Genomic DNA, 18,429 nt, shown 5'->3' with positions numbered 1-18,429 from the left:
CATGGCCGTGCCGGCTTGGCTTTCCGACGCCGTGATGTACCAGATCTACCCGCAGAGCTACGCCGACTCCAACGGCGACGGCATCGGCGACCTGAACGGTGTCGAGTCCAAACTGGACTACCTGGCGTGGCTGGGCGTGAACACGATCTGGCTCAACCCGTGCTTCGCCTCCCCGATGCGCGACGCGGGCTACGACGTGGCCGACTACTACGCGATCGACCCGCGCTACGGCAGCCGCGACGACCTGGCGAAGCTCGTGGACTCCGCGTCCCGCAAGGGAATCCGGGTGTTGCTCGACCTGGTCGCCGGGCACACGTCCGACCAGCACGAGTGGTTCGTCCGTTCGGCGGACGACCCGGCCGACCACCGGTACGTGTGGGCGGACCGGCAGGCGCCGGGCTTCCAGCCGTCACCGGGTCGCCGCGAAGGGTTCTACCTGCCGAACTTCTTCCCGGTGCAGCCCGCGCTGAACTTCGGCTACGGGCGGATGGACCCGGACGAGCCGTGGCGGCAGCCGGTGGACGCGCCGGGCCCCGTGGAGAACCGGCAGGCGCTGCGGGACATCATGAACTTCTGGCTGGAGACCGGTGTGGCCGGTTTCCGCGTGGACATGGCGTCGTCGCTGGTGAAGGACGACCCGGGCAAGAAGGAGACCGCGGCGCTGTGGCGTGAGCTGCGCGGGTGGCTCGACCACGCGCACCCGGAGGCGGCGCTGTTCAGCGAGTGGGCGCAGCCGCAGGTGTCGGTGCCCGCCGGGTTCCACGCGGACTTCTTCCTGCACTTCGGGTCGAGCCAGGCGTACCGGTCGCTGTTCCACAACGGCGTCGTGTACGACAGCACGTACCGGACGCGGCCGTGCTTCTTCGACCCGTCCGGCGCGGGCAGCGTGTTCGACTTCCTCGCCGAGTGGGCGACGGCGACGAGCGTGATCGGTGATGGCGGCCACATCGTGCTGCCGACCGCGAACCACGACTTCCCGCGCCTGGTGGCGGGTGTGCGCAACGCGGACCACGCGCGCGCCGCGATGGTGTTCATCCTGACGTGGCCGACGCTGCCCGCGATCTACTACGGCGACGAGATCGGCATGCAGTACCAGCCCGGTCTGCCGGACCTGGAGGGCAGCGTGCTCGGCGGCATCCGTGCCGGCTACAACCGGGCCGGGTCCCGCACGCCGATGCAGTGGGAGAAGGCGGATCCCGAGGTGACGTACCTGCCGCCGGACCCGTCGCCGACCCGGCCGAACGTGGCGGACCAGCGGCAGGACCCGGGCTCGCTGCTGAACCTGGTGCGGGAGCTGATCGCGCTGCGGAAGTCGGAGCCGGCGTTCGGGCCGTCCGGCGCCATCGAGATCCTCAACCCGGGTTACCCGTTCGTGTACCGGCGTGGCGGGAAGTACACGGTGGCGGTGAACCCGGCGTTCGAGTCGTTCACCACGGACATCCCGGTCCCCGGCACCCAGGTGCTGGGGCGTGGCGTCACCGTCGACGACGGCCGCCTGCGCATCGAGGGCTTCAGCTACGCCGTGTTCGCGGACTGACACATCGTGCGGCACGCGGTCGGGCTCATGCCGTGGAACCGTTTGAACGCGGAGCTGAAGCCGAACGAGTCCGCGTAGCCGACCCGGCGGGCCACCGCGGCGACGGTCGCGGTGGTCTCGGTCAGCAGGTCGATGGCGAGCGTCATGCGCCAGTCGGTGAGGTAGGTCAGCGGCGGCGTGCCGACGAGACGGGTGAACCGGGTGGCGAGCGTCGTGCGGGACACCCCGGCGACCCGGGCGAGCGCGGGGAGCGTCCACGGTTCGCCGGGTGACTCGTGCATCGCACGCAGGGCCGGGCCGACGGCGTCGTCGGTCAGCGCGTGGAACCAGCCGGGCGCGTCGGTCCGGTCGAACCAGGACCGCAGCGTGCACACGATGAGCCAGTCGACGAGCCGGTCCAGCACGACCTGCGGCCCGGGTCCCTGCGCGATCAGGAAGTCGCGCAGGGAGTCGCACTCGTCGCCGTCGTCCGGCACGACGATGACCGGTGGGAGCACGCTGAGCAGCCGCCGGGAGACGGTGTCGTAGGTGCCGGTCAGCATCACCGCGGGCGCGTCGCCCGCCGCGGTGGCGGCGCCCCGGACGATGGCGGTCTCCCCGACGCGCACGGTCGTGCCGCCGACGCGTCCTTCGCCCCGCAGCGGCGCGAACAACGTCAGCCCGTCGGTGAACGGCAGCGTCCAGGGCGGCGACAGCTCGATGCACCCGAGGCTGGCGCCGTTCGCGCGCACGCCCCGGAGCAGGTCGTCGAACGGGTCCATGGTCTTCACGATAACCGCGGACGATCGGACATGGCCGCCGAACGCCACGCCATGTCCGCGGCGCGGCCACACCGCTTGACTGTTCCCCATGACGACAGTGGTTCTCGGCGGCACAGGCAAGACGGGGCGACGGTTGGTGGCGGCCTTGCGGGGCACGCCGGTGCGGGCGGTGTCCCGGTCGACGGAGGTGCGGTTCGACTGGTCCTCACCGGACACGTGGGCGGGGGCGTTGGCGGGTGCGACCGCGGTGTACCTGGTGGCCCCCGCGGAACCCGGACTGGCCGAGGTGTTCGTGAAGCAGGCGACGGCGGCGGGGGCCCGGCGGTTCGTGGTGCTGTCGGGCCGCGGGATCGACGAGGTCCCGGCGTTCGACGGCATGCGGGCGGCGGAGGAGGCAGTGCGGGCGGCGGACGCGGAGTGGACGATCCTGCGGGCGAACAACTTCAACCAGAACTTCTCGGAGGACCTGTGGCACGCGCCGCTGATGGCGGGCATGTTGGCGCTGCCGATGGGTGCGGACCCGGAGCCGTTCGTCGACGTGCGGGACATCGCCGACGTGGCCGCCGCGGTGCTCAGGTCGGGCGGGCACCACGGCCGGGTGTACGACCTGTCGGGGCCACGCGGCCTGACGTTCGGTGAGGCGGTGGCGACGATCGCGTCGGCGGCCGGGCGGGAGATGCGGTACGAGGAGCTGACACCGTCGGAGTACCGGGATTCGCTGGTGGCCGAGGGGCTGCCGGAGGAGGCGGTGGCGGAGCTGGACCTGATGTTCGCCGGGATGCGGGCGGGGCACCTCGCGCCGCCCGCGGACGGGGTGCGGCAGGTGCTCGGCCGGGACCCGATCGACTTCGCCGACTACGCGGCCGAAGCGGCGGCGGCGGGCGCGTGGTCGGCCGGCTGAGGCCCGGTCCCCCAACGGCCGTGGTCCGTCATCGCGGTGCGGTGGGTGTTCACCGTCCGCCGCACTCCGCGACGAACACGAACTCGCGGCCGGGGCGGTCGGGTGCGTCCCGCACGTCCAGGACCCGGTAGCCACCCTCGGTCAGGCTCGCGGTCACCTCGTCGCGGTCGCGGAAGCGGAGCGTCGACGCCGAGGTGACGACCGCGCCGTCGGTCAGGAACCGGTAGGCGCACCGGAAGGAGACGAACGGCAACCGCACGTCGGTGACCTCGAACCGCCGCTCCACGGTGCCGATCCCCGGCACGGTCACCGTGACCGGGTCGGTGTCCTCCGCCCAGTCCTCCCAGGTCCGGTGTTCCGGCCGCCGGGTTTCGAACACGAAGTGGCCGCCGGGGCGGAGTGCGGCGCGGATGCCACGCAGCGTCCGCGCCCAGTCGTCGTCGGTGAGAAAGACCTGCGCGACGTTGCCGGTCATCACGGCGAGGTCGGCGGCGAGGGCGGGCAACGTCGTGGCGTCGCCGTGGAGCCAGGTGACCCGTCCCGCCGGGTCCTTCGCCCTCGCGATCCGCAGCGACGCCTCGGCTGGGTCCACGCCGGTGACGGTGCGGCCGCGGTCGGCGAGCCGGACCGCGAGGCTCCCCGTGCCGCACCCGACGTCGAGGACGTGGCGCGCACCGAGTTCGTCGACGATGTCCACGTAGGCGGGCAGGTCGTCGCGGTGGCCCTCGAACGTGTCGTAGACCGGGGCGAGGCGGGGGTGGGCGAAGATCGCGTCGGGCACCTCAGTGCGACTCCCTCGTCGGGTCGGCCGGGCCGCCGCCGGTGAGGAAGTCCAGGTCCACGCCGCGGTCGGCCTGCAGTACGTGGTCGACGTACAGGCGCTGCCAGCCCCGCTCGGGGGCCGCGAACGCCGCCGACGCCTCCGGCGACACCGGGCGTGCCGACAGGTCCGCCGCCACCTCCAGCCGCCGGTTCGGTACGTCCAGCACCACCATGTCCCCCGTCCGCACCCGGCCGAGCGGGCCGCCGGCCGCGGCCTCCGGGGCCACGTGCAGCACGACCGTGCCGTACGCGGTGCCGCTCATCCGCGCGTCGCTGATCCGGACCATGTCCCGCACGCCCTTCGCGAGCAGCGGCGCGGGCAGCGGGAAGTTGCCCACCTCCGGCATGCCCGGGTAGCCCTTCGGGCCGCAGCCGCGCAGCACGAGAACCGCGTTCTCGTCGTCGACGGTGTCGATGCGGGCGTTGAGGTCCTCGATGGAGTCGAACACCACGGCCGGGCCGCGGTGGGTGAGCAGCTCAGGGGTGGCGGCCGCCGGTTTGACCACCGCGCCGGACGGGGCCAGGTTGCCGCGCAGCACGGCGATGCCCGCCGACTCCCGCAGCGGCGCCGACCGCGGGCGGATCACCGACTCGTCCCAGATCGTGGCCGTGTCCAGGTAGGCCACCAGGGGCGTCCCCGTGACCGTGACCGGGTCCGGGGACAGCAGGTCCGCCACCTCGCGCAGCACGGCGAGCAGCCCGCCCGCGCGGTGCAGGTCGTCCATCAGGTGCTTGCCCGCGGGCTGCAGGTCGACCAGCAGCGGCACCCCGGAACCGGTGCGGTCGAAGTCCTCCAGTTCGAGGGGCACACCCAGCCGTCCGGCGATCGCCAGCAGGTGCACCACCGCGTTGGTGGACCCGCCGATCGCGGCCAGCGCCACGATCGCGTTCAGGAACGACTCACGCGTCAGGACCGTGCTGGGCCGCCGGTCCGCCTCGACCATCGACACCGACAACCGGCCGGACTGGTGCGCCATCTCCAGCAGCCCGCTGTCCGGCGCGGGGGTACCGGCGAAACCGGGGATCGTCATGCCCAGCGCCTCGGTCACGCACGCCATGGTCGACGCGGTGCCCATCGTGTTGCAGTGCCCCCGGCTGCGGATCATCGACGACTCGGAGCGCAGGAAGTCCGCCCGGGACAGCGTGCCCGCGCGGACCTCCTCCGACAGCCGCCACACGTCGGTGCCGCAGCCGAGCGGCACGCCGCGGAAGTGCCCGGTCAGCATCGGGCCGCCCGGCACCACCAGCGCGGGCAGGTCCACCGAGCAGGCGCCCATCAGCAGCGCCGGGATCGTCTTGTCGCAGCCGCCGAGCAGCACGACGCCGTCGACCGGGTTGGCCCGCAGCAGTTCCTCGGTCGCCATGGCCGCGAGGTTGCGGAACAGCATCGCGGTGGGCCGCATCAGCGTCTCGCCGAGCGACACGACGGGCAGGTGCAGCGGCACACCGCCCGCGGCCCAGATGCCGTCGGCCACCGACTTCGCCACCTCGGTCAGGTGGGCGTTGCACGGGGTGAGGTCGGAGGCCGTGTTGGCGATCGCGATGTGCGGCCGCCCGTCGAAGGCGTCCCTCGGCAGCCCCCGCCGCATCCACGCGCGGTGGATGTAGGCGTTGCGGTCATCCCCGGCGTACCACGCCTGCGAGCGAGACATGCGTGCCCCTTTCGGCTGACGAAGATCACCGTATCAACGCGAGGCGGGACTTCCGCGTGTCGCGGGTGGACGCTCGACCGGTGACCCGGCGGAAACGCTCCGGCGACGGCCGATCTCGGCGCGTAGCCCGTTTGGGCGCCCGGCGTATCTGGGTGGACGCCGGGTACTCCTTGTTGGTAACAATCCGTGAGGAAGTTCGATGAAACCGAATAGGTCCATCACACGTCCCACGAATTGTCGGTGCCGAGTGATAGACATGACTCCGCAGGAACGCCAAACCCAGGGGAACACGATGTCCGCGCTACCAGAAGGTCTGAACCACAGAGCCCTGTCCATGCTGAGAGCGATCGTCGCAGGTCGTGCGCAGATCAGTTGCTCGGCCGAGCCGGACCTGTTCATCGACGGTGTGCCCTGCTGTGACCAGTACCTGGCCCACACGCTGGCGCACGAAGGCTTGATCGAGCCGGCGCAGAGGGGCACCCGGGGGGAACTCGTGCCCGCCGCGCTGACCGACGCGGGCGTCGCCGCACTGAATCTGGCCCCGGCCGCGGCCTGATTCTGATCAGACCGATTGCCATAAACGGGAAAACGGCAAAAATTCCCCCGGTAATCGATCGGCCACGAGAAGCAGAACTGCTTAGCGGCACTAAGCAACTGGCCGCGACCATCCCAGATGGTGGAATTCTCCCGCCCTTGTCCGCGGGTCCGGCGGGCAACTTCCTCACTCCCCGCAGGCGGTCGGTGCCCGAGCGCGGGCACCGACCGCCCACCGGGTCAGTCGAGCAGCTCCTGGACGGTGCCCGCGCCGACCGTGCGGTTGCCCTCACGGATGGCGAACCCGAGCCCGACGTCCATCGCGATCGGCCTGCCCAGCGTCACGGACATCTCGACCGAGTCCCCGGGCAGGGCGACGGCCGTGTCGACCAGTTCGACGTTGCCGACCACGTCGGTGGTGCGGAAGTAGAACTGCGGCCGGTAGTTGCTCGCGAACCCGGTCGTCCGGCCACCCTCCTGTGTGGACAGGAGGTAGACGTGCGCGGTGAAGCGGGTGTGCGGCAGCACGGAACCGGGCGCGCACAGCACCTGCCCGCGCCGCACCTCGTCCCGCCGCACGCCGCGGAGGAGGACGGCGGCGTTGTCCCCGGCCTCGGCGCGGTCGAGCGTCTTGCCGAACGTCTCGAGCCCGGTGCACACCGTCGTGCGGCCGGGCCCGAGCCCGACCACCTCGACCGGCGCGCCGACCTCGATGGTGCCCTGCTCGATGGCACCGGTGACGACCGTCCCGCGCCCGCTGATCGTGAGCACGTTCTCGATCGGCATGAGGAACGGCCGGTCCAGCGGCCGAACCGGCAGCGGGACGTGCTCGTCGACCGCCAGGAGAAGGTCGACGACGGCACGCGTCCACACCGGGTCACCCTGCAGCGCCCGGAGCCCGGAGACCCGCACGATCGGGGTGGCGTCCCCGTCGAACCCGTACTGCGACAGCAACTCCCGCAGCTCCAGCTCGACGAGGTCGAGGAGCTCGACGTCCTCGACGAGGTCCACCTTGTTCAGCGCCACCACCATGTGCGGCACCCCGATCCGCCGCGCCAGCACGATGTGCTCACGCGTCTGCGGCATGGCACCGTCCTGCGCGGACACGACGAGGATCGCGGCGTCGAGCTGAGCCGCGCCGGTGATCATGTTCTTGACGTAGTCGGCGTGGCCGGGCATGTCGACGTGCGCGTAGTGCCGGGTGGCGGTCTCGTACTCGACGTGCGAGATGTTGATCGTGATGCCGCGGGCCTGCTCCTCCGGCGCCCGGTCGATCCGCTCGAACCCGACGTACGACGTGGTGGCGGGGTCCAGCTCGGACAGCGTCCTGGTGATCGCCGCGGTGAGCGTGGTCTTGCCGTGGTCGACGTGGCCCATGGTGCCGATGTTGAGGTGCGGCTTGGTGCGCACGAACCGTTGCTTGGTCATGACTTTCCCTGGTGTGGAACGGCGTCCGGAGAACCGCGTGGCAGACCCACCCTCCCCGGCGGGTTCCCCGTGTGCCGGTCACGCGGGGGAGGGTCAGAGTCGGGCGCCGTCCAACAGGGACAGGGCAGCCACGACCGCGTCCGCCAAGGCGGACGTATCGATCATGGCGACCCGGAACATGCGCACAGGGTGACACGCGACGACTTCCCGGTCACCCGATTTTCGGGATGGGACGGCCGGGGCTCAGCTCAACGGGAGATCCGCCGACAACCCGGGCAACCCGACGTGAGCACCCTGCACCTGGTCGGCCCCGACCTCGCGCCACCACTCGAACTGGTCCGCGCCGTCGACGTCGCCCACCATGACCGCCGCCCCGCTCCCCTGGATCAGCGGCACCAGGTCGCGCACCACGCGGGTGAACATCGACGACCCGCCGGACACCCGGGCGACGACCCGGGAGGACATCTTCACCGCCCGCACCGGCAGGTCCTCGAGACAGGCCAGGTCCCCGCTGGTGGTCCCGAACTCGTACAGCACCACCGCGACCCCGATGTCCACCAGCACGTGGAGGTTGTCCTCGGCGAGCCCGTCGCGCATGCACAGCGCCTGGACCGGCATCCCGACCTGCAGCTGCTCGGGCGCGAGGCCGGAGTCGGCGAGCACCGCCCGCACGGTCGCCACCAGGTCCGGGTCGCCCGCGAGCTCACGGGTCAGCTCGACGTACAGGACCGGCCGCACCGGCATGTCCTTCACATCGGCGGCGGCCCGACCGAGCATCCAGCGGCCGATCGGCAGCGACAGGCCGGTCTCGGCCAGCACCTCCAGGCAGCGGTCGTGGTGCAGCACGCCGTCCGCGTGGTCCCAGCGCAGCAACGCCTGCACCGCGACGACCGTGCCCGACTCGTACGACGACACCTGCTGGTACTCCAGCTGGATCTCGCCGTTCTCCCACGCACCCGGCATGGACCCCGCGAGGTTGAACCGTTCGCGGTCGGCCTGGTTCTGTTGTTCGTCGACCATGCCCCACTGGCGGCGGCCGGTCTGCTTGAGCCTGCGCAACGTGATGTCGGTGGCACGCAACACGTCCGCGGGGGTGGTGCCGGCGGACGGCTTGTGCAGCACGGCGATGGTGGCGGTGGCGGCGACGCCGTGGTCGCCGACGAACACCGGTTCCGCCAGTTCCTCGTTGATGCGGGTCGCCATGGCGGCGCACGACGGGGTGGTGGCCGTGTGCTCGACCAGCACACCGAACTCGTCGCCCTCGAAGCGGGCGACCGTCGCGTGGTCGCCGGGGAAGATCTGCACCAGGCGGGTGGCCACGGTCTGGAGCAGCCGGTCGCCGACCTCCCGGCCCAGCCCGTCGTTGACGGCGTGGAAACCGTCGAGGTCCAGGTGCAGCACGGTGACCTCGTCGACCGGGTTCCCGCCGGACAGCACCTCCTCGAGCCTGCCGACGAACCGTTGCCGGTTCGCGAGGCCCGTCAGCGCGTCGTGCGTGGCCTGGAACTGCAGTTGGCTTTCCAGGAAGTGCCGGTCCGACACGTCCTCGACCGCCGTGACGTAATACCGCGGCGCGCCGGACGGGTCGCGCAGCACCGACGCCGACAGGAAGACGAGCGCCTCCTCGCCGTCGCGTTTCACGAGTCTTCGCCGCTCGCGGAACGGCAGCGAGTCCTCCTCCAGCAGCACCTGGTACCGCAGCCGCAGGTAGTCGGCGTCGTCCGGGTGGAAGATCTCGTCGAGCAGCCGGGCGCCGAGCTTTCCCCGCGGGTGTTCGAGGATGTCGGCGAGCGCGCGGTTGACGCGGATCACGCCGAGGTCGAGGTCGGTGATGGCCATGCCGACGGTCGAGGTGGAGAAGATCTCCTCGAACCGCGCCTCGCTGTCCCGCAACGCGTTCTCCGCGTTCTCGCGGGCGCGGATCAGCGCGAGCGTCAGCCCCTCCTGCTCGGAGAGCAGCCGCTGCCGCATGCCCTCCGCGACACCCTTGGCGAGCGAGCCGACCAGGTGCACGACACGGCCGGGCAGGCTGATGAGGTCCGAGACCCCAGCCAGTTTCGGCATCCGCTCACCCAGTAGTTTGATGGTAATTTCAAGACATTCGGAGTCGGCCAGCCCGAGCCGCACCAACCGCTCCGCCACACCGAGGACCGCCGCCTCGTCGAGTGGCTCCGCCTCCGCGGCGGCGACGAGATCGTCGAGGGCCGATGCCAGCTCACCCTCGATGTGGTCGCGGGACTGCGCGATGAAGATGACCCGTGCCAGCGCGGCGGCCCACTCGCGCGCAAGCTCAGATCGATCCACCGGAGCCTTCCAGCGGCCATGTCATCGGGGTGTGTCCTTCTCCGGTCAAGCGGGTTGTGACATTACCAGTGAAAGCACAACCCCCTCTGCACCCAAAAGGGGGCCGATCACCGGCAACGTGAACACCCTATGTGTTGCGAACTAGGCTGTTCGAGTGAACTACCGTCGGTAACGACCATTAGTGAGCGACAAACGAACACGGACAGCGATTACCCTCCCCGGATTACGGAGGGTTACCCACTCACTACTTGTTTCCATACCTCGTCAGGCGTCGCCGGGGGCCGATTCGTCACGCTCCGACGATGTGTTCCGGCCGCACCGGCACCCGCGACAGCGCCATGCCGGTCGCGGCGCGGATGGCGGCCACGATCGCGGGCGTCGACGACAGGGTCGGCGGCTCCCCGACGCCCCGCAATCCGTACGGGGCATGGGGATCCGCGCGTTCGAGCACGTCGATCTCCATCGGCGGCATGTCCAGCACGGTCGGGATCAGGTAGTCGGTGAACGACGGGTTGCGCACCTTGCCGTCGACGACCTGGATCTCCTCCATCACCGCGAGCCCGAGCCCCTGCGCGGACCCGCCCTGGATCTGCCCGAGCACCGCGTCCGGGTTCATGGCCTTGCCGACGTCCTGCGCGCACGCCAGCTCCACGACCCGCACGAGCCCCAGCTCGACGTCCACGTCCACGACCGCGCGGTGCGCCGCGAACGCGTGCTGCACGTGCGCGAAACCTTGCCCGGTCACGGGATCGATCGGGTGCGTCGGCCGGTGCCGCCACTCGACGGTCCGCTCGACCACCTCGTCGCCGAGCACGTCGACGAGGTCCGCGAGCACCTCGTTCGTGGCCGACACGACCTTCCCGCCCGCGAGCCCGGTCGCCGCGATGCCGCGCGCGGCGGCCAGCTCCAGCACGCCGGAACGGACCTCCTCGCACGCCGCCCTGACCGCGCCGCCCGTGACGTAACTCTGTCGCGACGCCGACGACGAACCGGCCGAGCCGACGAACGTGTTGGACGGCTGGATCTGCACCCGCTGCACCCCCAGCTCGGTCCGCGCGATCTGCGCCTTGAGCGTGACCAGGCCCTGCCCGACCTCCGCGGCCGCCGTGTGCACGGACACCACCGGTTCGCCCGCGATCACCTCCAGGCGCACCCGTGCGGTCGAGTAGTCGTCGAACCCCTCGGAGAAGCCGACGTTCTTGATGCCGACGCCGTACCCGACCCCGCGCACGACACCCTCGCCGTGCGTGGTGTTGGAGACGCCGCCGGGCAGCTCACGCAGGTCCCGCTGCCCGGTCGGCTCGGCGGGCATCGGCTTGGCCCGCACGCGTTCCAGCAGCTCGGCGACGGGCGCGGGCGCGTCGATCACCTGCCCGGTGGGCATGGTGGTGCCGCGTTCTGCCGCGTTGCGGATCCGCAGGTCGACCGGGTCCATGCCCAGCGCCTCGGCGAGCTTGTCCATCTGCGACTCGTAGGCGAAGCACGCCTGCACGGCGCCGAAGCCACGCATCGCGCCGCACGGCGGGTTGTTCGTGTAGACGCCGTAGCCGTCGACGTGCACGTTCGGCACCCGGTACGGCCCGGCCCCGAGCGTCACCGCGTTGCCGGTGACCGCGGCCGTGGTCGACGCGTACGCGCCGCCGTCGAGGATGATCTCCGCCTTCACGTAGACGAGGTCGCCGTCGCGGGTGGCGCCGTGCTCGTACCGCATCAGCGCCGGGTGGCGGTGCACGTGCCCGAAGAACGACTCCTCGCGCCCGTAGACGATCTTGACCGGCTTGCGGGTGTGCAGCGCGAGCATGCACGCGTGGATCTGCATCGACAGGTCCTCGCGCGCACCGAACGCGCCGCCGACGCCCGCGAGGTGCAGCCGCACCTTGTCCTCTCCCAGCCCGAGCGCGCCGGTGAGCTGCCGCTGGTCTGCGTGCAGCCACTGGGTGGCGATGTAGAGGTCGACGCCGCCGTCCTCGGCGGGCACCGCGAGCCCGGACTCCGGCCCGAGGAACGCCTGGTCCTGCATGCCGACCGTGTACTCGCCGGTCACCACGACGTCGGCGACCGGGTTCTCCTCGCCGAACCGGATGGGTGCGTGGCGGACGACGTTGCCGCCCTCATGGCCGGGGTGCAGCACCGGCGAGTCGGGGCGCATCGCGGCCTCGGCGTCGGTGACCGGGGTCAGCACCTCGTAGTCGACGGCGATGCGGTCGGCGGCGCGCCGCGCGGTCTCCGGGTGGTCGGCGGCGACGATCGCGACCGGTTCGCCCTGGTAGCGCACGACGTCCACGGCGAGCACCGGCTGGTCCGGGTGCTCGAGGCCGTAGATGTTGTCGCCGGGCACGTCCTCGTGGGTGAGCACGGCGTGCACGCCCGGCACCTTCAGCGCCTCGGTGATGTCGACGCCGGTGATCCGGGCGTACGGGTGCGGGCTGCGCAGCGTGGCGCCCCACAGCATGTCGTCGGCCCACAGGTCGGACGAGTACGCGAACTCGCCGCGGGTCTTCTGCGCGCCGTCCGGGCGCAGCGGGCTGTCGCCGACGCCGCCGGTGATGTTGGAAACGAGTGGCTGGGTGGTGGTCATGACTTCTCCGCCAGTGCTCGTGACGCCGCGCCGAGTGCGGCAGCGGCGTCGGCCTCGGACACGGTGCGGATCTCGTCGTCCTCGACGATCACGTTGCCGCCCGCGAGGAGCAGCGCGAGTGGTGGCAGGGCGCCGAACACCAGCGCCGCCACGGGATCGGCGATGCCCGCGTGGTTCATGCCGGTCAGCCGCCACACGGCCAGGTCGGCCTGCTTGCCTGCCTCGAGCGAGCCGATCTCGGCCTCGCGGCCGAGGCAGCGGGCGCCGCCGCGGGTGGCGAGCCACAGCCCGTCGCGGGCGGTGGCCGAGTGCGGTCCCTTCACCTGCCGGGCCAGGTACACGGCCTGCCGCAGCTCGACGCCCAGGCCACCGTCCTCATTGGACGCGGCGCCGTCGACGCCGAGCCCGACCGGGGCGCCGGCATGCACCAGGTCCCGCACGCGCGCGATGCCCGCGCCGAGACGCGAGTTGGACGTCGGGCAGTGCGCGACACCGGTGCCGGTGGCGCCGAGCCGGGCGACCGCGCCGTCGGAGAAGTGGATGCCGTGCGCGAGCCACACGTCGTCGCCGAGCCAGCCGAGGTCGTCGGCCAGTTCGGCCGGGGTGCAGCCGAACTCGTCGAGGCACTGGCGTTCCTCGTCGAGGGTCTCGGCGAGGTGGGTGTGGAGGCGGACGCCCTTGTCCCGCGCCAGTTCCGCGGCCGTGCGCATGAGGTCGGTGCTCACCGAGAACGGCGAGCACGGCCCGACGGCGATCCGGGTGAACGAGCCAGGCGACGGGTCGTGGAAGGTGTCGATGGCCTCGGCGGTGCCGGTCAGGGCGCCGTCCATCGTCTCCACGATCGAGTCCGGCGGCAGCCCGCCCTGCGACTCGCCGCGGTCCATGGACCCGCGCACGCCGTGCAGGCGGATGCCGACCCGGCGGGCGGCCTCGACGGTCGCACCGAAGGTGTCGCCGCCGTCGCGCGGGATGACGTAGTGGTGGTCGGCGGCGGTGGTGCAGCCGGTGCGGGCGAGCCGGGTGAGGCCCGCGACCGCCGCGGCGTGCACGATCGTCTCGTCGATGCCCGCCCACACCGGGTACAGCGCGGTCAGCCACTCGAACAGCGTGGCCTCCTGGGCGTAGCCGCGGGTGGCCCACTGGTAGAGGTGGTGATGGGTGTTGACGAAACCAGGGGTGACCAGGCAACCGGTGGCGTCGACACGGCGGTCGGCCTGCCCGTCCGGAGCCGGGCCCTCCCCGACCGCCTCGATCACGCCGTCGTCGACCACGACATGGCCACGCGTGTACTCGGTACCGGCGCCCTCGTCGCCGTCGACGGTCGCGATGGCGGCGTTCTCGATCACGATCCTCATGCGTTCCCCCGCACGGTGTTCGACGGGTCGCTGCGCTCCTCCGCCAAGCCTCCGTCTTCCCTCCTGCGCGCGGAGGCCCCGGGCTCGTTCCTCGCCGGGCCTCCGTGCTCGTCAGTCCAGACGGAGCCCGCTCCGTCGCTCCGCTCCCGCTTCGCGGCGAGGCGGACGGCGTCCAGGATCTTCTCGTAACCCGTGCAGCGGCACAGGTTCCCGGCCAGCGCCTCCCGGATCTCGGCGTCGCTCGCGTCCGGCTTGCGGTGCACCAGGTCGTGCGCGGCGACGATCAGGCCGGGGGTGCAGAACCCGCACTGGACCGCGCCCGTGCGGACGAACGCGTCCTGCACCGGGTCCAGTTCCTCCTCGCTGCCCAGCCCCTCGACCGTGCGCACCGAACGGCCCTCGGCCTGACCGGCGGCGACGAGGCACGCGCACACGGGCGTGCCGTCCAGGTAGACCGTGCAGGAACCGCATTCGCCTTGTTCACAGGCGTTCTTGGCCCCCGGCAGCCCCAGGCGCTCACGCAGGACGTACAGCAGGCTCTCGCCCGGCCACACGTCGTCGGCGGTGCGCTGCTCGCCGTTGACCTCCACATTGACCCGCATTTACGCAACAACCTCCTGCCAGGCCCAGCCGAGTGCGCGGCGGGCGAGCACGGACAGCGCGTGGCGGCGGTAGGCCGCGCTCCCGCGCACGTCGTCGATCGGTCGCGCGGCGGCGCCGACGAGTTCGCCGAACGCACGCGCTATGTTGTCCTGCAACGGTTCCCGGTTCCCCCAGGGCAGCTCGGCGGCCGCGAACTCCTCGGCCTGCCGCGCCCGCAACGGTGTCGGCCCGGCGGACCCGATGCCGGTGCCGACGGTGTTGTTCGCGACATCCAGCGCGACCGCGAACGAGCAGACGGCGATGACCATCGCGTTGCGGGTGCCGACCTTCGCGAACTGCTGCGGCCCGGTGGCCTTCGGCACCCGCACGGCGACGATCAGCTCGTCGGGCTCGAGCGCGGACTTCTTGGGTCCGAAGAAGAACTCCCGCGCGGGGATCGTCCGTGCGCCGCGGACCGACGCCACCTCGACGTCGGCCCCGACCGCGACCAACGGCGGGTGCGCGTCCCCCGCGGGTGACGCGGAGCCGAGGTTGCCGCCGACCGTGCCGCGGTTGCGGATCTGCGGCGACCCGACCGTGCGGGACGCCATGGCCAGGCCCGGCAGGACGTCACCCAGTTCGGTGACCACCCGCGTGTACGGCACGGTCGCGCCGAGCCGTACGTGCCCGTTCTCGGCCGACCACGACGACAGTTCGGCGACCCGGCCGAGGTCGAGCAGCGCGGGCGGGCGGCGGACGTCGAAGTTCAGCTCCACCATGACGTCCGTGCCACCCGCGATGGGCACGGCGTCCGGGTGCTCGGCCTTCACGGCGAGCGCTTCGTCCAATGTGGACGGACGGAGGAAGTCCATGGTCACCACCACGCGAGCCCGGCGTCGGGGGCGCCGTCGCGCACGACCGTGCCCTCGATGAGCCCGTACGGCCGGTCCGCGGCGAAGAACACCTCACCGGGGTTGTCCAGCTCGAACGGCGACAGGTCGACGAGGAAGTGGTGCTTGTTCGGCAGCGACAGCCGCACCTCGGCCAGCTCCGGCCGCTGGCGCAGCACCTGTTCACCCATCGCGTACAGGGTTTGCTGCAACGACAACGAATGTGTCCCCGCGAACGCCTCGATCAGGTGACGCGTGGCCTCGCGGTGTGACTCGTGCCAGTCCGTGTCGTCGGCGCTCGCGTGGCGCCAGTCGGCACGCACGGCGGTGGCGAGGATGCGGTCGCTGGTCTCCTTCAGCGTCGTGTACTCGTCCTTGTGGAAGCCGTGGAACTCCGACCCGGTGGTGTTCATGACGACCAGATCGTCCACTCCGGACACAACGGTCGCGGCGGTGCCGTCGTAGGTGACGGTCGTGGTGCGAGTGCCGGAGTTGCGGATGAACGAGTGGTGCGCGACCCGCTCCCAGCTGTACTGCTCGATCCGGACACGGGCGCGGTGGATCGTCGGCGTGGTGTCGACGAAGTGGCGGGCGAGCCGCGACGCGAACGACTCGATCTGCCCGACCCCGTCCCGCGCGAACGCGTAGACGGTGTTCTTCTGCGTGTCGGTTGGCAGCACACCGGCGTTGTCCCCGGTCAAGTGCGTGGCGGCAAGATCACCCGACAGTGTGGTCGTGACGTTGAGGTCGGTGACCTCGTGCCGGTCCTCGCCGCGGTCGACCCGCACGAGCCGGGTCTCGGCCTTGCCGTACTGGTTGGCGCCAAGGCGGATGTCCATGGTTCAGCTCCCCCGGTAGGTCGAGTAGCCGTACGGGCTGATGAGCAGCGGCACGTGGTAGTGACTGTCGTCGGTGACCCGGAAGGCGACGGTGACCTCAGGGTAGAACTCGCCGCGGACCTCGAAGACGAGCCGGTACACGCCGGGCTCGGGGGTGTCCCAGCCGCTGATGCGCCCGTCGTCGTCGGTGTGCCCGTCCGCGATGGTGCGCCAGCCCGCGTCGTGCAGTTCCAGGCGCACGGGGACGCCCGCGGCGGGCCGCCCCTCGCTCGTGTTCAGAACGTGGGTCGACAGACTCATCCGAAGGCCTTCCCCAACCGGAGGTCGACGATCTTGCGCAGCTCCTCGCGCACGACGTCCTGTTCCGTGACGGGGTCGTTGCCGAGGCGGGTGCGGAGGGCGTCGAGCATCTCCTCGCCGGTCAGCCCGGTGGCGCAGATGAGGAAGACGTGCCCGAACCGCTCCTCGTAGGCGACGTTGCCGGCGACGAGGTCCTCGCTGGGCGCGGCCCCGGCCTGCTCCTCACGGGACCAGGCGGCCTCCGGCCCCGGCCCGGTCGCGCGCTCGCCGATCCGCGGGTGCGCGGCGAGCGCGTGTTCGACGTCGGTCCAGTCGAGGGCACGCAGGATCTGCTCGGAGACACCGCGGAGCTGGGCGAGGTCGTGGTATGGGCGCCGGGCGAGGATCTCGTCGGCCCAGCGGCGGGACGCGCAACAGGCGAGCAGGTCGTGCTCGGCGGCGGCGGGCTCCTCGGCGTTCAGCCGGTCGAGCGGTGAATCATCGGACATCCTCGGGACTGTACCGGCGTCGTGGCGCGCTGACAGACTCTCCGGCGTGGACAGTTTGGTCACGAGCGCCGTGGCGGTCGGCGGCACCCTGGCGGGGGCGAGCCTCACCTACCTGTTCGGATGGCTGACAGCCAGGCGAGCCGAGGCCGTCGCCCGCCGCGAGCAGCTCCGTCGGGACCGGATCGCGGCGTACACATCCTTCGCAGGTGCGATCACCGATCTCCGCCAGGCCGTGATCACCCTGTGGTTCACCCACCAGGGCGACGCGGACCCGGCGTCCGCCCAAACCGAGGCCGACCGCCGTGGCGCGACGGCCGACCACGCCCGGTTCACGGTCCGGCTGCTCACCGAGGACCCGGCGGTGCTCCACCTGGTGGACGAGACCTTCGCCCCGATCACCGCGATCGCCGAGGCACCGGACCTGGCCGCCCTGAAGGAGCACGAGGCCCGCAGCCAAACGGCCCTGGACACGTTCATCCAGGCGGCGGGCCGGCACGTCCGGTAGCCGTTTCCCGGACTCACGACTCGCCGGGTGGTTCCTCCTCGACCCACTCCAGCAGGTCACCGGGCTGGCACCCCAGCACCCGGCACATGGCCTCCAGCGTGGAGAACCGCACCGCCTTGGCCCTGCCGTTCTTCAGCACCGCGACGTTCGCCGGGGTGAGGCCGACCTTCTCGGCGAACTCCCCGACGCTCATCTTCCGCTTGGCGAGCTCGACGTCGATGCGCACGACGATCGGCATCAGATCACCGACTCCATGTCGGTGCGCAGCGTGGTCGCCTGCCGCAGCAACGCACGCATGACGATCATCAACAGCCCCAGCACGGTCACCCCCGTCGTGATCAGGAACAGCACGAGCGGCATCCCGGGGTCGTCCGCGTTGAACCCGACGATCAGCAGCACGCCGACGAGCACCACCCACCCGGCCCCGATGGCCACGAGGATCACGTTCACCCACCGCATCGCCGCCTCGGTGAAGATGCGGTCCTTCTGGACCATGGTGAGCAACTGCCACGTCGCCACGATCACCACCTGCACGCACAACACCAGGAACACGGAGATGATCGTCGCGGGCCAGCGCAGCTCGGCGTCCTCAGGGTGCTCCCGCGCCATGTACGCGAACTGCCCCGGCAACGACATGGTCTGGAACAACACCAGCACCCCGAACAACACGACGAGCGACGCCCGCAGCGGCAACACCACCACCCGATGCACAACAACCATAAACCGATTATCGACACCTATCTATCGAAAGTCAATCGACCCGTCCATCCACAAACCCCGCGAGTCACGCGCGAGAACACAGCGAGTCGCGCCCCAAAACAGCGCGAGTCGCGCTCCCGCGCACAACGAGTTGTCGGTTTCGTGCACCACCACCTGCACGAAACCGCCAACACAGCGGGCGGGAGTTCGGGAGGGGAGGAGTGTTGGGGGACGGGGTGATCTAGGTGGGGGCG

General features: G+C 71.3%; 17 protein-coding genes and 1 pseudogene. 4 read left to right on the top strand and 14 right to left on the bottom strand.

What is annotated here, in order from left to right:
- The first annotated feature begins 1 nt into the window (after position 1).
- Positions 2–1,537: an alpha-amylase family glycosyl hydrolase gene (locus tag ACIBVP_RS13605; RefSeq protein ID WP_396106386.1), complete on the top strand. Its 1,536-nt coding sequence runs from the start codon at positions 2–4 to the stop codon at positions 1,535–1,537.
- On the opposite strand, the gene ACIBVP_RS13600 is transcribed toward ACIBVP_RS13605, so the two are convergent.
- Positions 1,516–2,298 carry an AraC family transcriptional regulator gene (locus ACIBVP_RS13600; RefSeq protein ID WP_396106385.1) on the bottom strand — a complete coding sequence of 261 codons (783 nt, stop codon included), beginning with the start codon at positions 2,296–2,298 and terminating at the stop codon, positions 1,516–1,518. The two genes, ACIBVP_RS13605 and ACIBVP_RS13600, sit on opposite strands and share 22 nt — an antisense overlap.
- A gap of 88 nt (positions 2,299–2,386) precedes the next feature.
- Between ACIBVP_RS13600 and ACIBVP_RS13595 the strand changes: the two genes are divergently transcribed.
- Positions 2,387–3,199 carry an NAD(P)H-binding protein gene (locus ACIBVP_RS13595; protein ID WP_396106384.1) on the top strand — a complete coding sequence of 271 codons (813 nt, stop codon included), beginning with the start codon at positions 2,387–2,389 and terminating at the stop codon, positions 3,197–3,199.
- Positions 3,200–3,248: 49 nt separating this feature from the next.
- On the opposite strand, the gene ACIBVP_RS13590 is transcribed toward ACIBVP_RS13595, so the two are convergent.
- Both ACIBVP_RS13590 and ACIBVP_RS13585 read right to left on the bottom strand, forming a co-directional pair.
- Entirely contained in the window at positions 3,249–3,980 is a 732-nt protein-coding gene (locus ACIBVP_RS13590) for a class I SAM-dependent methyltransferase (RefSeq protein ID WP_396106383.1), read from the bottom strand.
- A gap of 1 nt (position 3,981) precedes the next feature.
- Positions 3,982–5,673, bottom strand: coding sequence for a dihydroxy-acid dehydratase (locus tag ACIBVP_RS13585; protein ID WP_396106382.1), 1,692 nt, complete (start codon positions 5,671–5,673; stop codon positions 3,982–3,984).
- A 292-nt stretch (positions 5,674–5,965) separates the two neighbouring features.
- Here ACIBVP_RS13585 and ACIBVP_RS13580 point away from each other — a divergent pair, with 292 nt between their 5' ends.
- Positions 5,966–6,229, top strand: a complete 264-nt coding sequence (locus ACIBVP_RS13580) for a hypothetical protein (protein ID WP_396106432.1) — start codon at positions 5,966–5,968, stop codon at positions 6,227–6,229.
- A gap of 218 nt (positions 6,230–6,447) precedes the next feature.
- Here the strand turns inward: ACIBVP_RS13580 and tuf are convergent, their stop codons facing one another.
- The 9 genes and pseudogenes from tuf to uraD form a co-directional block, all read right to left on the bottom strand.
- Positions 6,448–7,635: an elongation factor Tu gene (tuf, locus tag ACIBVP_RS13575; protein ID WP_396106381.1), complete on the bottom strand. Its 1,188-nt coding sequence runs from the start codon at positions 7,633–7,635 to the stop codon at positions 6,448–6,450.
- Positions 7,636–7,878: 243 nt separating this feature from the next.
- Complete coding sequence (locus ACIBVP_RS13570) at positions 7,879–9,939, bottom strand: putative bifunctional diguanylate cyclase/phosphodiesterase (protein WP_396106380.1); 2,061 nt, start codon at positions 9,937–9,939, stop codon at positions 7,879–7,881.
- Between the two features lie 289 nt (positions 9,940–10,228).
- The gene (pucD, locus tag ACIBVP_RS13565; protein WP_396106379.1) at positions 10,229–12,517 is read right to left on the bottom strand and encodes a xanthine dehydrogenase subunit D; all 2,289 of its coding nucleotides are present in this window, start codon (positions 12,515–12,517) and stop codon (positions 10,229–10,231) included.
- A complete protein-coding gene (locus ACIBVP_RS13560) occupies positions 12,514–13,872 on the bottom strand; it encodes an 8-oxoguanine deaminase (protein WP_396106378.1) in 1,359 nt (452 codons plus the stop codon). The genes pucD and ACIBVP_RS13560 overlap by 4 nt, the downstream gene beginning before the upstream one ends.
- A gap of 146 nt (positions 13,873–14,018) precedes the next feature.
- Positions 14,019–14,474, bottom strand: a pseudogene (locus tag ACIBVP_RS13555) ((2Fe-2S)-binding protein); the annotation flags it as partial.
- A complete protein-coding gene (locus ACIBVP_RS13550; protein ID WP_396106377.1) occupies positions 14,475–15,326 on the bottom strand; it encodes an FAD binding domain-containing protein in 852 nt (283 codons plus the stop codon).
- 2 nt (positions 15,327–15,328) lie between these two features.
- Positions 15,329–16,183 (bottom strand): factor-independent urate hydroxylase, encoded by an 855-nt coding sequence (pucL, locus tag ACIBVP_RS13545; RefSeq protein ID WP_396106376.1) that lies wholly within the window; start codon positions 16,181–16,183, stop codon positions 15,329–15,331.
- Between the two features lie 3 nt (positions 16,184–16,186).
- Positions 16,187–16,483 carry a hydroxyisourate hydrolase gene (uraH, locus tag ACIBVP_RS13540; protein ID WP_396106375.1) on the bottom strand — a complete coding sequence of 99 codons (297 nt, stop codon included), beginning with the start codon at positions 16,481–16,483 and terminating at the stop codon, positions 16,187–16,189.
- Entirely contained in the window at positions 16,480–16,971 is a 492-nt protein-coding gene (uraD, locus tag ACIBVP_RS13535) for a 2-oxo-4-hydroxy-4-carboxy-5-ureidoimidazoline decarboxylase (RefSeq protein WP_396106374.1), read from the bottom strand. Before uraD ends, uraH begins: the two co-directional genes overlap by 4 nt.
- A gap of 46 nt (positions 16,972–17,017) precedes the next feature.
- Here uraD and ACIBVP_RS13530 point away from each other — a divergent pair, with 46 nt between their 5' ends.
- On the top strand, positions 17,018–17,476 hold the full coding sequence (locus ACIBVP_RS13530) for a hypothetical protein (RefSeq protein WP_396106373.1): 459 nt from the start codon (positions 17,018–17,020) through the stop codon (positions 17,474–17,476).
- Between the two features lie 13 nt (positions 17,477–17,489).
- Here the strand turns inward: ACIBVP_RS13530 and ACIBVP_RS13525 are convergent, their stop codons facing one another.
- Positions 17,490–17,714 (bottom strand): helix-turn-helix domain-containing protein, encoded by a 225-nt coding sequence (locus tag ACIBVP_RS13525; RefSeq protein WP_396106372.1) that lies wholly within the window; start codon positions 17,712–17,714, stop codon positions 17,490–17,492.
- On the bottom strand, positions 17,714–18,196 hold the full coding sequence (locus ACIBVP_RS13520; protein WP_396106371.1) for a DUF2975 domain-containing protein: 483 nt from the start codon (positions 18,194–18,196) through the stop codon (positions 17,714–17,716). Before ACIBVP_RS13520 ends, ACIBVP_RS13525 begins: the two co-directional genes overlap by 1 nt.
- Positions 18,197–18,429: the final 233 nt, after the last annotated feature.

Source organism: Actinophytocola sp. NPDC049390, from assembly GCF_044466355.1.
Lineage (GTDB): Bacteria > Actinomycetota > Actinomycetes > Mycobacteriales > Pseudonocardiaceae > Actinophytocola.
Note: the sequence above shows the minus strand (reverse complement) of the source record. Positions and strands in the feature narration are given on the sequence as shown.

Excerpts from the sequence above, each read along its gene's own strand:
- ACIBVP_RS13605 (WP_396106386.1), top strand. The coding sequence starts at position 2 with ATGGCCGTGCCGGCTTGGCTTTCCGACGCCGTGATGTACCAGATCTAC.
- ACIBVP_RS13600 (WP_396106385.1), bottom strand. The coding sequence starts at position 2,298 with ATGGACCCGTTCGACGACCTGCTCCGGGGCGTGCGCGCGAACGGCGCC.
- ACIBVP_RS13595 (WP_396106384.1), top strand. The coding sequence starts at position 2,387 with ATGACGACAGTGGTTCTCGGCGGCACAGGCAAGACGGGGCGACGGTTG.
- ACIBVP_RS13585 (WP_396106382.1), bottom strand. The coding sequence starts at position 5,673 with ATGTCTCGCTCGCAGGCGTGGTACGCCGGGGATGACCGCAACGCCTAC.
- ACIBVP_RS13580 (WP_396106432.1), top strand. The coding sequence starts at position 5,966 with ATGTCCGCGCTACCAGAAGGTCTGAACCACAGAGCCCTGTCCATGCTG.
- tuf (WP_396106381.1), bottom strand. The coding sequence starts at position 7,635 with ATGACCAAGCAACGGTTCGTGCGCACCAAGCCGCACCTCAACATCGGC.
- pucD (WP_396106379.1), bottom strand. The coding sequence starts at position 12,517 with ATGACCACCACCCAGCCACTCGTTTCCAACATCACCGGCGGCGTCGGC.
- ACIBVP_RS13560 (WP_396106378.1), bottom strand. The coding sequence starts at position 13,872 with ATGAGGATCGTGATCGAGAACGCCGCCATCGCGACCGTCGACGGCGAC.
- ACIBVP_RS13550 (WP_396106377.1), bottom strand. The coding sequence starts at position 15,326 with ATGGACTTCCTCCGTCCGTCCACATTGGACGAAGCGCTCGCCGTGAAG.
- pucL (WP_396106376.1), bottom strand. The coding sequence starts at position 16,183 with ATGGACATCCGCCTTGGCGCCAACCAGTACGGCAAGGCCGAGACCCGG.
- uraH (WP_396106375.1), bottom strand. The coding sequence starts at position 16,483 with ATGAGTCTGTCGACCCACGTTCTGAACACGAGCGAGGGGCGGCCCGCC.
- uraD (WP_396106374.1), bottom strand. The coding sequence starts at position 16,971 with ATGTCCGATGATTCACCGCTCGACCGGCTGAACGCCGAGGAGCCCGCC.
- ACIBVP_RS13525 (WP_396106372.1), bottom strand. The coding sequence starts at position 17,714 with ATGCCGATCGTCGTGCGCATCGACGTCGAGCTCGCCAAGCGGAAGATG.
- ACIBVP_RS13520 (WP_396106371.1), bottom strand. The coding sequence starts at position 18,196 with ATGGTTGTTGTGCATCGGGTGGTGGTGTTGCCGCTGCGGGCGTCGCTC.